The following is a 13,442-nucleotide window of genomic DNA, read 5'->3' as shown; positions in this document are numbered from 1 at the left end:
TTATTATACAGGTGCACAAGAAAAAGAAAGATACAAGCGTATAATATTTCTGACCAATTTCTTTTGATACGACTAATAATGAAAAAGGCGCTCCAAATATCAACATCATAGCATCTTTACTTATATTTGGAAAGCAATATAATGTTAAATTAACTGCAGCCAAAGCTAATAATAGTAAAATAATATATTTAGCAACAGTTTTTATAATAGTCTTATATTCAAAAAAATTTTTTTTCACAGTTACATCTCCGATTATGAAACTATCTGGATTGATAATATACTATTGCCGGTTGATTATTTAAGGTATAAATATCGACTCCATTACCTTTATCAGCCGCTTTTAAATTATATATATCAGCGGCTATCATAGCTCCTGCTAAAATACCGGCTGGACCGGCAGACATTCCGTTACTGATCAACAACATTTTTAATAACTTTAACATATCTCTATTATACTCTTTTTCTTTTATCAATTGTTGAACTTCATCATGAGAAAATGAGCAATTATAAACAAATCTGCTATCATCAGGCAAATCTCTTAAAATCATATTTTTATTATGTAGTTCAGCTTTATTATTTACATTGACAACTAAAGCAAAAGAACCTTACGTACTTAAAATAATAGATAATATAGAGCATAATGCAATCTTTGATAATCTTTTCATGACACAGTCTCATTTATTAAATAAAGTAATAAGTAATTAGCAGTAAAACGTTTTACAATACAGTTTATACCACTATATATTTTTTTTAAACAATTTATAATAAACAAACTCTACTTTAGATTACTCCATTTTGTATATCATTTATTACATATGGGAGGTTATTTATGATGTCACTGGCAAGGACTGTATACATATTTTTTGAAAGCACATCTGCCGTCAGTGAATGGATATATGCACCTGATATTGCTGCATCAAGTAAACTAATGCCACTAGCTGACATAGCGGCTATTATTCCGGTCAGGCAGTCACCCATACCACCGGTTGCCATTTTGTAGCTACCTTTATCAAGTAGAAAAGTGTTATTTCCATCAGTTATTATGGTATTTTTGCCCTTTAATAAAAGTTTTATTTTATATTTTTTGGCAAAATCTTCTGCCAATATTTGCCTATTTTCACTAATTACAGATACAGATAAATCAATTAGATTAGAAAATTCACCTTCGTGAGGAGTAATTACTATATCCTTGGTTTTAATTTTACATAGAAAATTTTTTAAAAGAAAAATCCCATCTGCATCTATTACTAATTTTTTATCATAATTTAAAGCTTTTTCTAATAATTCTTTAGAAAATTCAGTTCTGTCTATTCCTGAACCAATTGCAACAGTATCAGCTATTTCAATTTGTCTTGTCAGCTCTTTATTATCTTCATAGCTAATGCTCATTACTTCCATTAGATTAGAAGAAATTATTTGTCTAGCATAAGTTGAAGTAGCTATAGTTACTAGTCCTGCACCTGCTCTCATGGCAGCATTACCTACAATCAGTCCGGTGGTAGGATATCTATCAGAGCCTGCTATTACTAATACTTTTCCATTTTTTCTTTTATCAAAGGTATTATCTCTATGAGGCAGAGCCTTTTTCACCATTTCATCAGTTATAGTAATCATATTCACCTCAAATTTGTATTTTTGAATAAAATTAAATACACAAGTATTATATCAAAAATTTTATTTTTATACTAAAAAACTCTTAAACCAAGTTGAATAATGGTCTAAGAGTTTTGATTTCATATTTATATTTTTAGTATTCGTAAACTTTTTGGTAATCAGATGGATTTTTAACCATAGTATACTTACCTTTTCCACTCAACATACCTGAGTCATAAGTTGTATCAACTACAACCCATTTACCATCTATGAACATTTCATTCCATGCGTGGTAACCATCTACGCCTTTGGCATAGCCTTTGACTAGTTTTGTTGGTACATTTAAGCTCCTTGACATACCGCCATTTAATGCGGAGTAGTCATAACAGATACCGGTTTTAGATGAAAAGGTACTATCAATACTTGGATTATATCCTGCCTGTACTGTAGCTGCTTTTTTGAAGTCATAGGATACATTTTTTACTACATAGTCATATATACCATTTGCTCCACCAAGTGTTTTTGCTTTGTTTACAGCGTTTGGACTTGAGCTCCAGTTTACATTTTGTATAGAGTTAAGGTATACAGAATTTCCATTAGCTATGTTAGCATTTACTGTTTCAGTTGTTATTGGGGAATATTTAGTTCCTGAAACATTTTCAAGCACCATTATTTTGTAGCTGCCTGAGCCCATTTGTAAGGGGTAACTTTCTGCAGTACCATCATTTTTAAGGTCATAGGTGTATTTTTTACCGGCTTTTTCGATTATAATTTTTAATTTCTTACCAGGTGCACTATGAGAAATAGTCACAACTCCATTTGATGCCTTTGATGAATCTATAGTTGCAGCGTCCGAAAAATCGATGCTACCTAAGAACACAATTGACAAAACTGTCATTAGCAAAACTAATTTGCCTTTCATTTTTTTCAGCTCCAATCTTAAACTTTAAAACAGGGACAAAGACCTATTACATATATTGTATCACAAAGTATTTATTATGTCACTAATAATTTAAAAAATTATTCTATATTATTTGTATCATTAAATATACCTATAAGTTTAGTTATTTTTAAAATATTTTGATATAGTTTCAGCATTTGACGCATATTTGATTGCAGTTTCTCTAGTGATTGTTCCATAATTATATAAATTAGAGATGTATTTATCCATGCTAATCATGCCCTCAGAAGCACCTGTTTGTATCATTGCATCAATTTGTGGGATTTTTGAATCTCTGATTAGATTTTTAATTGCTGTATTTACATACATGACCTCAAAAGCGGCTATCCTTTTTTGGTCTACAGTAGGCAACAGTTGTTGTGAGATTACAGCTCTTAAAACTGTTGATAGCTGTATTCTTACCTGTTGCTGCTGTTCAGGAGGGAATACGTCTATTATTCTATCTACAGTCTTAGATGCACTGGTTGTATGTAATGTAGATAGGACTAAGTGACCGGTTTCTGCGGCTGTCATTGCTACAGACATTGTTTCAAAATCCCTCATTTCACCAAGAAATATTACGTCCGGAGCTTGACGCAGTGCACTTCTTAGTGCCGAAACATAACTTTTTGTATCAATACCTATTTCTCTTTGGTCTACTATTGCTTTGTCATGCTTAAAAAGGTATTCAATAGGGTCTTCCAAGGTTAGAATATGGCAAGACCTAGTCTTATTTATCATATTTATTATTGTTGCCAAGGTGGTTGATTTACCTGTACCGGTTGCACCTGTAACAATTACTAGACCTTTATTATATGTGCTTATATCTACAATACTTGCAGGAATATTGTACTGTTCAAAATCTAAATCGCCAAATGGCAATACTCTTAAAACTGCAGCTACAGAGCCTCTTTGTATATAAGTAGATACTCTGAACCTTCCTACTCCGGCTCTAGATATGGAAAAGTCATCCTCACCATTTTCTTTAAATTTAAGAAATTTTTCCGGATTGAGTTTATACATCTCTCTTACTAAAGTTTCTGAGTCAATTGGTTTAATTATTTCGTCATAAATTGAATAAATTTCTCCGTTGATTTTAAGTGAGGGTTTTATTCCTACACTTATAAAAATATCAGATGCGTTTTTTTTAACAGATAGTTCTAATAGCTCATCAAGGGTTATCATTTAGCTTTTTCCTCTCCTTGGGCAAACTCAAGCTGCTTATATTCCATGCTTGTAGGCAGTCTTTTATATGAAGTTATTTCGTAATATTTTCCATTTGATATGCTATGCTGCATCAAATTTAAATCTATATAAAAAGAGTTTACCCCGTTTTTGTCTTGGATATATTTTTCTATTTTTATTGCATTAAGTATATTTAAACTGTTGAAGTCAGAATTTTCTTTACCATTAATCACTAGGTCGTTTTTATAATCTTTGGTTAAATCTTTTGCAACCGCTGATAGATTTAAAATTTCTTCATTAGAATTGGACTTTATACTTTTGTCCAATTTGCTCAAAAATATCTGAGCCTCTGAGTCTAAAGTATAATATTCACTGGTAGCATCAGCGTTTTTTTGAGAAATTCTATAAGAGGAGTAAGTCATCATAAAATTAAGCACGCCAAATATTATCAAAGTGAGTGAAATTAATATGACTATTACGGTTGAACTTCCCTTATTTTTTCTTTTTGTTATATATATTTTCATATCTTACACACCCCTTCTTTTAAGGGCATTTAATTCATATATTTGTTCACCGTTTCTTTTTTCGGGATTGTTTAGTGTTTCTTCGCAATTAAGCACACCAATTTTATACACTTTTATATTGATATTATCTAATCCGTCTTTATCTGTAACTTTCATTTCTAAAAGATAAGTTGGATTTTCTTTTTCTATATTAAAATCCTTGTCAAAGTATAGGTAATATCCATTATCAGTCTTTTGCATATTTTTCAGTAGCTCAAATTTGCTTTGGCTGTTTATTTTTTCTCCGGCTGTAGTAAGCTCTACTAGGTTTCTAGAAATTTGAACACTTTTATCAAGCTGATATGCTCTTTGGCTAAGCTGATTTGATGCTAAATATACTTTTAAAACAAATGTGCTAACTACTGCAAGTATACCCACAGAAATTATCATCTCTACAAGGGTAAATCCTTTATTTTTAAAAAGCATTTTTCCCTCCATCAGTTTTTAAGTGAGTCAATTATAATATTATTTGTGTATGTCTTATCCTGAGATTTTGCGGATAAATCTACTATTATCAATTTGCCACTTTTTGTAATTTCAAAACTATCCAAATTTGCAATCTCAAAGGCGTAGCTATCTTCTAGTGCTACATCCTTGCCTATGAATGCCTCTTTTAAGCTGCCTTGGTCAAAATATACCCAAGTGTAGAAAACTTCGCCATTATAATCTTCTTCAATCCTTATAGAATTTTCATTAGTAACTGGATTTGGAACTACATCAACCTTTTTTCTGTCATTTGCCTGACCTATCCTTGATTGCACATAGGCTGATGCAAGTCGTATAGAGTCTTTTGCCTGATTTTCGGCACTTTTTCTTGAATATGCTTTGGATGCACCGGCTACCAAAGAGAAGGTAGACACTCCAAATAGAATTAAGAGTATCATTACAAGAAAAAATTCTATTTTCACTTTTCCACTATTTTTCATGTATATCACCTAATTCCATTTTTTAATTACTCTAATTTCAGGCATAATGTTTGTACCAAATGGTTCATAATGATAAAAATACTCTTTGTCGTTGACTATTAGTCCATAATTTTTTTTAAGGTAGTCTATATCTGATGGATATGCACCCTCAATTGCATAGCAAAGTATTGCAGATTTTTTCACTGCATTTTCCGCCGCAACAAGATTTTGGGTTTCTTTATTATTAATCATGTTGTCTAATCCTCTAAAAAGTAAGACTAATATTAAAATTGCAGCGATAATTATAAAATAGACTAGCTTATTTTTTTTGCTCTTACCATCCATGTATTAACTTCTCCTTTGAAAATTTGCGTCATTTATAAGAAATTAACATAAATTGATTAGATTGTTGAAATTATAGTAATAAGAGGTGACATTACTGAAATTAATATGACACCGATTATTATGGAAAGAGCGATTACAAGAGCAGGCTCTATTGATGATGTAACCTTATTCATAACTTTTTCAACCTGAGTCTTGTAAACCTGAGATATTTTTTTGAAGGAGCTTTCAAGCTCTCCTGTTTTGTAGCCTATTGAAAGCATTTTAGAAAATAGCTTAGGAAAAATATTTAAATTTGCAATTTCTTCAGAAACATTTGAACCATTTGTGATTGCAGTCCTAGCTATACTTAATCTGTCTTTTACAAAAGGGGAGTCGACACAATTAATATACATATTAAGTGCATCATCAAAGCTGTAGCCACCTGACATAAGCATGGACATACCTAGAGAAAATTTTTCTGCAAGTATTTTTTGGTTCATTTCACCAATGACCGGCATAGTGTATTTCATTTTGTCAAAGGCAAGAGAGCCATTTTTTGTGGACTTGTACCAAAAAGTACCGGCAATTATTAGTGCAATCAGTCCAATTATTACCAAGCCGTTATTTCTTAAAAATAATCCAAAGTTAAGTAGTGCCTGAGTACCGGCAGGGATGTCTGTACCTATGCTGGTCAAAATGTTGTGAAACATTGGCACAACTTGTATTATTAGATACAAGATTACAAGTGTCATTAATATTACTAAAACTATTGGATAAGTTACAGCATTTGAAATCTTTTGATTTAACTCCTCTTGCTCCTGATAATAATCTGAAAGCCTAGACAGCTCTTCCTCAAGATTACCGGTATTTTGAGCGATTTCAACCATGCCTAGCATATATAGAGGAAACTCCTTGTGGTCTTTTAGAGCATCATACAACGATTTACCATCTTTTATATCTTTATCCATTTGTACGGAAATATCTTTTAAAACCGGAGTGGTCATTTCTTCAGTAAATAAATCCATTGCCTCCATCAAAGGTATTCCGGACTTGAATATTAATGACAGCTGATAACAAAACAATGACAATTCGCTGTTTGTCAATTTAGAGTTCATGTTTAACCATCCTTTAAAACTATTTGAAATTATTATATAAAATATTTATTTTATTTTTAAAATTAGCTCCTCTATATAATACCATATATACAGAGAAATTTGGTATTAAAGTTTAAAATTTTTTGTATGTAAAGTAAATAAATTTAAAGTGTAAAATTATAGATAATATTGTAAAGCTATTTAATAAACCTTTGAAAAGTAACAGTTTAGATAATTTTATCGGTATAATTTTATATTTTTTATTGCATTGGGAGTGTCAAGTTTTTTGTGTAAACTCTTTTAAATTTCTTGTAAAAATAAATGGTCTTTTGAGAAAATGTACCTTGTCTATCCCTTGGAATTTTAAGGATAAGTTCGCCAAACTCGATTTTAAAAGTCCTGTGATAGTAACCATTTCTAGAATTAGCGTTATTGTAGGCTGAAACATCATAAGGTTCGTAACCAAGAAAAGCAGTTGTTTGTGTTTCTAAAAGCATATTCATAGAATCTTCAAGCTGTTTACGAAAAATTTCATCAATATTTATTGCTTGTGATAGCGCAGTTATTAATTCTGTGTTAAAATTAGTCATGAGAACCTCCATCTTCTTGAAAATTTTTGTTTGGTAACTTAATTTTACAAGATATGGTCCTCTTTTTCTATACTAAGGAGCAAATTTTTAGTTTACACATAATATTTTACACTATGAAAATTTTTCTTGAATAACTATTATAAATAAACTATAAAAAATAAGCTGAAATCTAATTAGTTGGATTTCAGCTTATTTTTTAAATATATATATGAATGAATGCCTTAGAAAGGTATTGTGAAATTTACAAATATATAAAATTTTCATCAAAACATATATTAAGTAATTTTTGATTTACTTACACGTTTTGATTTTGTGAGATGTCTTAATGCCCATGGGAAAAAATCAGGAATATCTGAGTATAATTTTATGTTATTTTCATAAGCCATTAGAATTTCTTCCATTGAGCCTCGGCTATACATGGTTATTTTTGGCAATATATCTTCTTCATAACCGTTCATTTTATTTATGATTAATTTAAATGCTATTGCATTTTTGGGTTTTGCTCTGATAAGAATTTGTTTAATTCCTTAAACATTCTTTGTGTTTCTCTGCTCATATAGTCTACTATTAATTTTGTTTTACTTTTGCGTCTTGTACATAAAAATACTTTATGTCTTTAAATCCATCTATATCGTCTATTGTATTTGCTGTGGTGATGAAGGTTTGGGTGTCTTGCAGGTAATTGATTATAGCATTTTTTCTGAGTGAGTCAAGCTCGCTGAAGATGTCGTCTAGTATTACTACCGGTTTTGAATTTGTCTGATTTTCTATTATATTTATTTCTGATAATTTTATGGCGACAACTGCTGTCTTTTTTTGTCCTTGTGAGCCATATTTTCTTAGGTCTATGTCGCCTATTTTTATTTCTATATCGTCTTTGTGGATGCCACTTCTGGATGTGCCTGAAAACAAGTCGTGTTTTCTTGAGGCTTTTAGGTGAGCTATGATATCTGATTTATTTTTGCTTGGCAAGTCAGGCTTGTAATTTAGGGTTAGGTGTTCTTTATTTGAAGATACGCTAAGGTGGATGTTGGCTGCGATTTTGGATAAATCTGCTATAAATTTTTCTCTATAGTTTATTATTTTCTCCATTAATCCTGATAGTTGTTCATCATATATATCCAGCAGATATTGGTCGGCGGTTTCACTTTTTAATAATATATTTTTATTTTTTAATATTTTTGTATAGTCTAGCAACAGATTGTAATAAACTGGTTTTAGCTGGGATATTTCTTTATCCATAAAGTTTCGTCTGTATGTTGGTGAGTCGGAGACTATTTTTATATCTTCCGGCACAAATACTACGGTATTTAGCACGCCCATTAGGTCTGATATTTTTAGGATTGGTACGGAGTTTACGTTTATTGCTTTTTTTTTGCCGTTGGATAGTCTTATGTCTATGGTTTTTGGAGTATTTTCGTTTGCAGTGCCTCGTATGTAGGCTGTGTCTTTGCCAAATTTTATTACGTCATTATCCATTTTTGTGCGAAAGGATTTAGAAAATGATAAAAAATGTATTGCCTCTACTATGTTTGTCTTGCCTTGTCCGTTTTGACCGTAGATTATATTTACATTTTTGCCAAATTCCAGCTCTAAATATTCATAGTTTCGGAAATCTTTTACAGCCAAGTTTTCAATTATCATTACACCACCGTTATTTGTCATTAATATGGAATTTTAACTTACTATTTTAGTGTATTTTATAAAAATTTTAAACAATTTTTATTTCTTCTTTGCCGACTGTCACTACGTCGCCTTTTACTATTTTTTTCCTTTTTTGCAGTTCTACATTTGAGTTTAGCTTGACTTGTCCGTCTGTGATTAATGCGTGAGCCTCTCCTCCTCCGCTGACTATATTTGCTAATTTTAGGAGTTGGTCTAGTTTGATATATTCTGTATTTATGGTTATTGTTTTCATTTTTTGCCTTTATAAAAATTTATTTTGTAGACTTTAATATTTGATATACATATTTTACTACATATTGAAAAATTTTAAAACTACTAGATTATCAAGAATTTTATAAAAAAAACGGTGACTTTCGCCACCGATATAATTTTTATTATTATACTCTAGATAGGTATTCGCCGGTTCTAGTGTCGATTTTTATTTTTTCGCCTTCTTCGATAAATAGTGGCACTTGTACTACTGCACCGGTTTCTACTGTTGCAGCTTTAGTTACGTTTGTTGCTGTGTCACCTTTTACTCCGGGCTCTGTCTCTGTTACTACTAGTTCTACGAAGTTTGGAGCTTCTACTGAGAATGCACTGCCGTTATAAAATCTGATTAGAGCTTTTTCGTTTTCTTTCATAAATTTTATAGCGTCTTCAACTTGTTCATAGTTTAGAGGTACTTGTTCGTATGTTTCGCCATCCATGAAGTAGTATAATTCTCCATCGCTATACAAGTATTCCATTTCTTTAGTCATGATTTCAGCATTTGGGAATTTATCGTTAGGGTTAAATGCCTCTTCTCTTGTTCCACCAGTTATTAGGTTTTTGTATTTTGTTCTTACAAAGGCTGCACCTTTACCGGGTTTTACGTGTTGGAAGTCTATTACTACATATGGTTGACCTTCCATTACAAAGGTAACACCTTTTCTGAATTCACTTGCAGTTATCATTATAAATCTCCTTCAATTAATTTGGTATAGAATGTAAATATTATAAGGGGTATTTGCTTATTTGTAAATATATTTTTTAAAGTCCAAAATTAAAATTATGTAGTTGAGGTTGAACAATTTTACAAAAAATAGAAGTTTAACATCTTGATTTTTTGAAAAGAGTGTATTATAATTCAAAAGAAGTTAAACTTATATTAATTTTTTTAGGAGGTAAAATGCAAAGGACATATTTAGCAATAGATTTAAAATCCTTTTACGCTTCGGCAGAGTGTGTAAAAAGAGGTCTTGACCCTATGGATACAAATCTTGTTGTAGCAGACATGTCAAGGACTGAAAAAACTATATGCCTTGCTGTGTCACCTCCACTGAAAAAAAGAGGGGTAAGTGGCAGACCAAGATTATATGAGGTCATACAAAAGGTAAAAGGTTTAAATGAAATTAGGCTAAAGGAATTCAGTTTAGAGAAATTTTCTTCGGAGTCTTACTCTGATAAAGTGATAAATGAAAATACTGATATAGGGATTACCTATTTAGTTGCTCCACCAAGGATGGCTCTATATAGGGAACTTTCAAAAAAAATTAATAAGATATATGAAAAATATGTAAGTCCAATGGATATACACGTCTATTCAGTAGATGAGGTTTTTATGGATATAACTTGGTACATAAAGTCTCCCTTAGACGCATATAAGTTTACTCTACCTATATTAAAAGATGTTTTGAAACAAACGGGCATAACGGCAACGGCAGGGGTTGGCACAAATATTTATCTTGCAAAAATAGCTATGGATATAGTAGCCAAGCACAAAAAGCCAAATAAGGACGGCATAATTTTTGCAGGATTGGATGAGATTAGTTACAGAAAAAAATTATGGACTTATGAGCCACTTACAGATTTTTGGAGCATAGGCAGAGGGTATAGTGAAAAATTGGCAAAGTATCACATCTACACTATGGGAGACATAGCAAAATGCTCTATGGGCAGTAAAAGCGATTATTATAATAAAGACTTACTCTATAAGCTTTTTGGTGTAAATGCAAAACTTTTGATAGACCACGCTTGGGGTTATGAAAGCTGCACCATAGAGGAAATAAAAACTTATACAAAAAAATCGGAGTCTATAAGCAATTCTCAGGTTTTATCAAGAGCATATAAAAAATCTGAGGCAAGAATTATATTAAAAGAAATGGTTGATTTACTTTGTATGGAGTTATTATCAAAAAAGCTTACCACAAATACAGTTGCAATCAATGTAAGCTTTGACAAGTCAAATATGTCAGACGAAGAAGTCATGAAAAATTACAAAGGAGAGCTAAAAATAGACAGATATGGGAGACTTGTGCCAAAGTCCTTTAGTAAAATCCACACAATGGATAAAAGAACCGACTCCATTTCAGTTATTTTGGAAAATATACTAAAACTCTATGATGAAGGCGTGGATGAGCGACTTAGTATAAGAAAAATAGGGATAAGTTTTGACCGTATATGCAAACAGGAGATTTTGGAACAAAACGCAGTCACTCAAATGACTTTTGACAGCTTTATACAAGAAAGAAAAATAAAAACTCAAGAGGAAAAAATAAGAGAGCGTGACGATAAGTTACAAAAAACCATGCTGGAAATAAGAAATAAACACGGGAAAAATGCAGTATTTAAAGGATTATCATTATACAAAGAGGCAACCGGAATAGAAAGAAACAAACTTATAGGAGGGCACAACGCATGAAAGTGATAGGAAATACAAACAAATACGATGACATAATAAATTTGGAATATCCATTTAAGGCAAAAGATAACATAGACTATAGCATAAAAAAAGTTGCACAATTTGCACCATTTAAGGCACTAAAAGGCGGAGAAAATATATCAACACAAGAAAAAACAAAAATTTATACAACATAATATGATTTGAGCATAATTTAAAATTTGATGAAAGCTAAAAATATTTTTGCAAAATTTGTAAAAAAAATTACATATTTTTGTGACTTATTGCCAAGTTTTAAAATTTTTTGTATAATAGCATTTCATTTTATAGTATAATGGTTCAGTATAAGATGATATATTTCAAGGAGAATAAGTATGAAAAGAATAGCGGTACTTACAAGTGGAGGGGATGCCCCAGGAATGAATGCAGCTATAAGGGCAGTCGTTAGGTATTCTATATACAACGGCTTACAGGTATTTGGTGTAAAAAGAGGATATAAAGGACTAATCGAAGGCGACTTGAAGGAAATGACGATACCTTCTGTAGGAGACATAATCCATAGAGGAGGCACAATACTTCGCTCTGCAAGGTGTCTTGAATTTCAAGAAGAAATAGGCAGAGAAAAGGCATTAAACATATTAAATATATTTAAAATAGATGGATTAGTAGCAATAGGTGGAGACGGTACGTTCAGAGGAGCGATGGCACTTAGTGAAATGGGATTTCCGGTAATAGGTGTACCGGGAACTATAGACAACGACCTGTCATACACAGATTACACAATAGGCTTTGACACATCGGTAAACACAGTGCTTGATGCAGTGACAAAGCTTAGAGATACCACTTCATCACACGAAAGAGTTAGTGTAGTACAAGTTATGGGCAGAAATTGCGGAGACATAGCATTATATGCAGGCTTAGGCGGAGGCGCTGAGGCTGTCATAGTGCCTGAAGTAGAATTTGATATGGATAAATTAAGCGAAAATGTGTCATCCTCAATGAATAGAGGTAAAAACCAAAGTATCATATTAGTAGCTGAAGGCGTAGGCTCTGCAGAAGAAATATGCAAGAAACTACAAGAAAAAACAGGACTTGAGGCTAGAACTACAATACTTGGGCATATACAAAGAGGTGGCAATCCTACATCAAACGATAGAGTATTAGCAAGTAAGCTGGGACAAAAGGCAGTACAGTGCTTAATAGAAGGTAAATCCTCTAGAGTAGTCGGCATTAGGTCAAATGAAATTATTGATATGGATATACATGAGGCATTAAAAATGGAAAGAAAGTTTGATATGAATATGTATAATCTAATCAATATTCTAGCTAGATAATTAAAATAACGTTTTGGATTATGTTACAAAAAAAGGAGAAAATATGTTATCAAATTTTAAAAGAACAAAAATAGTTTGTACCATCGGTCCAGCCTCTGAAAGCAAAGAAATGCTTACAATGCTTGCAAAAGAGGGGATGAATGTTTGCAGACTTAACTTTTCCCATGGTAGCCATGAAGAGCATAAAAAAAGAATAGATACAATAAAAGAAGTAAGAGAAGAATTGGATAGACCCCTTGCAATATTGTTAGATACAAAAGGACCTGAAATAAGAACAGGTGATTTTAAAGAGTCGGAAGTAGTATTAAATGAAGGACAAAAATTTGTAATCACAATGGATGATGTGCTTGGTGATGCAAATATGTGCACAGTTTCTTATAAAGGCTTAGTAGAAGACGTAGTAGCTGGAGATAAAATCCTTATAGATGATGGACTTGTAGGACTTACAGTAGAGTCAAAGGACGACAAAAACATATATTGTAAAGTTAATAACACAGGTATAGTAAAAAATAAAAAAGGTGTAAACGTACCAAATGTTAAAATTCAGCTACCGGCTATTACACAAAAAGATGCAGACGATATAATAT

At 31.7% G+C, this 13,442-nt stretch carries 19 protein-coding genes; 4 read left to right on the top strand and 15 right to left on the bottom strand.

What is annotated here, in order from left to right; genetic code table 11:
• The 15 genes from BBG48_RS11180 to efp form a co-directional block, all read right to left on the bottom strand.
• Nucleotides 1-238 (bottom strand): hypothetical protein (locus tag BBG48_RS11180; RefSeq protein ID WP_206749612.1); only part of this gene is annotated, 238 nt, incomplete at its 3' end.
• A 22-nt stretch (nucleotides 239-260) separates the two neighbouring features.
• Complete coding sequence (locus BBG48_RS09700) at nucleotides 261-533, bottom strand: hypothetical protein (protein WP_068912051.1); 273 nt, start codon at nucleotides 531-533, stop codon at nucleotides 261-263.
• Nucleotides 534-780: 247 nt separating this feature from the next.
• Nucleotides 781-1,614, bottom strand: a complete 834-nt coding sequence (locus tag BBG48_RS09695; protein WP_068912052.1) for an NAD(P)H-hydrate dehydratase — start codon at nucleotides 1,612-1,614, stop codon at nucleotides 781-783.
• A 133-nt stretch (nucleotides 1,615-1,747) separates the two neighbouring features.
• Nucleotides 1,748-2,515, bottom strand: a complete 768-nt coding sequence (locus BBG48_RS09690; protein ID WP_068912054.1) for a transglutaminase-like domain-containing protein — start codon at nucleotides 2,513-2,515, stop codon at nucleotides 1,748-1,750.
• A gap of 138 nt (nucleotides 2,516-2,653) precedes the next feature.
• The gene (locus BBG48_RS09685) at nucleotides 2,654-3,718 is read right to left on the bottom strand and encodes a type IV pilus twitching motility protein PilT (RefSeq protein ID WP_068912056.1); all 1,065 of its coding nucleotides are present in this window, start codon (nucleotides 3,716-3,718) and stop codon (nucleotides 2,654-2,656) included.
• Nucleotides 3,715-4,242: a hypothetical protein gene (locus tag BBG48_RS09680; RefSeq protein WP_068912057.1), complete on the bottom strand. Its 528-nt coding sequence runs from the start codon at nucleotides 4,240-4,242 to the stop codon at nucleotides 3,715-3,717. Before BBG48_RS09680 ends, BBG48_RS09685 begins: the two co-directional genes overlap by 4 nt.
• 3 nt (nucleotides 4,243-4,245) lie before the next feature.
• Nucleotides 4,246-4,707, bottom strand: a complete 462-nt coding sequence (locus BBG48_RS09675; RefSeq protein WP_068912059.1) for a type II secretion system protein — start codon at nucleotides 4,705-4,707, stop codon at nucleotides 4,246-4,248.
• A gap of 11 nt (nucleotides 4,708-4,718) precedes the next feature.
• Nucleotides 4,719-5,207 (bottom strand): DUF4860 domain-containing protein, encoded by a 489-nt coding sequence (locus BBG48_RS09670; RefSeq protein WP_068912061.1) that lies wholly within the window; start codon nucleotides 5,205-5,207, stop codon nucleotides 4,719-4,721.
• A 9-nt stretch (nucleotides 5,208-5,216) separates the two neighbouring features.
• Nucleotides 5,217-5,531: a hypothetical protein gene (locus BBG48_RS09665; RefSeq protein ID WP_068912062.1), complete on the bottom strand. Its 315-nt coding sequence runs from the start codon at nucleotides 5,529-5,531 to the stop codon at nucleotides 5,217-5,219.
• A 56-nt stretch (nucleotides 5,532-5,587) separates the two neighbouring features.
• Nucleotides 5,588-6,625, bottom strand: coding sequence for a type II secretion system F family protein (locus tag BBG48_RS09660; protein WP_068912064.1), 1,038 nt, complete (start codon nucleotides 6,623-6,625; stop codon nucleotides 5,588-5,590).
• 239 nt (nucleotides 6,626-6,864) lie between these two features.
• Nucleotides 6,865-7,194, bottom strand: coding sequence for a transposase (locus BBG48_RS09655; RefSeq protein ID WP_158527927.1), 330 nt, complete (start codon nucleotides 7,192-7,194; stop codon nucleotides 6,865-6,867).
• A gap of 275 nt (nucleotides 7,195-7,469) precedes the next feature.
• Nucleotides 7,470-7,652, bottom strand: a complete 183-nt coding sequence (locus tag BBG48_RS10915; protein WP_147292847.1) for a hypothetical protein — start codon at nucleotides 7,650-7,652, stop codon at nucleotides 7,470-7,472.
• 109 nt (nucleotides 7,653-7,761) lie between these two features.
• Entirely contained in the window at nucleotides 7,762-8,838 is a 1,077-nt protein-coding gene (recF, locus tag BBG48_RS09650; protein ID WP_068912068.1) for a DNA replication/repair protein RecF, read from the bottom strand.
• A 67-nt stretch (nucleotides 8,839-8,905) separates the two neighbouring features.
• The gene (locus BBG48_RS09645; protein ID WP_068912069.1) at nucleotides 8,906-9,112 is read right to left on the bottom strand and encodes an RNA-binding S4 domain-containing protein; all 207 of its coding nucleotides are present in this window, start codon (nucleotides 9,110-9,112) and stop codon (nucleotides 8,906-8,908) included.
• Nucleotides 9,113-9,257: 145 nt separating this feature from the next.
• On the bottom strand, nucleotides 9,258-9,815 hold the full coding sequence (efp, locus tag BBG48_RS09640; protein ID WP_068912071.1) for an elongation factor P: 558 nt from the start codon (nucleotides 9,813-9,815) through the stop codon (nucleotides 9,258-9,260).
• 215 nt (nucleotides 9,816-10,030) lie between these two features.
• On the opposite strand from efp, the gene BBG48_RS09635 reads away from it, so the two are divergent.
• The 4 genes from BBG48_RS09635 to BBG48_RS09620 all read left to right on the top strand — a co-directional run.
• The gene (locus BBG48_RS09635; RefSeq protein ID WP_068912073.1) at nucleotides 10,031-11,542 is read left to right on the top strand and encodes a Y-family DNA polymerase; all 1,512 of its coding nucleotides are present in this window, start codon (nucleotides 10,031-10,033) and stop codon (nucleotides 11,540-11,542) included.
• Nucleotides 11,539-11,718, top strand: coding sequence for a hypothetical protein (locus tag BBG48_RS09630; protein WP_068912075.1), 180 nt, complete (start codon nucleotides 11,539-11,541; stop codon nucleotides 11,716-11,718). Before BBG48_RS09635 ends, BBG48_RS09630 begins: the two co-directional genes overlap by 4 nt.
• 177 nt (nucleotides 11,719-11,895) lie before the next feature.
• The gene (gene pfkA / locus BBG48_RS09625) at nucleotides 11,896-12,855 is read left to right on the top strand and encodes a 6-phosphofructokinase (RefSeq protein WP_068912076.1); all 960 of its coding nucleotides are present in this window, start codon (nucleotides 11,896-11,898) and stop codon (nucleotides 12,853-12,855) included.
• A gap of 43 nt (nucleotides 12,856-12,898) precedes the next feature.
• Nucleotides 12,899-13,442 (top strand): pyruvate kinase (locus tag BBG48_RS09620; protein ID WP_243446780.1); only part of this gene is annotated, 544 nt, incomplete at its 3' end.

The sequence above is a fragment of the Criibacterium bergeronii genome (assembly GCF_001693775.2).
GTDB classification, from domain to species: Bacteria; Bacillota; Clostridia; order Peptostreptococcales; family Filifactoraceae; genus Peptoanaerobacter; species Peptoanaerobacter bergeronii.
The sequence above is the reverse complement of the archived record's forward strand: the minus strand, read 5'-3'. Positions and strand labels throughout refer to the sequence as shown.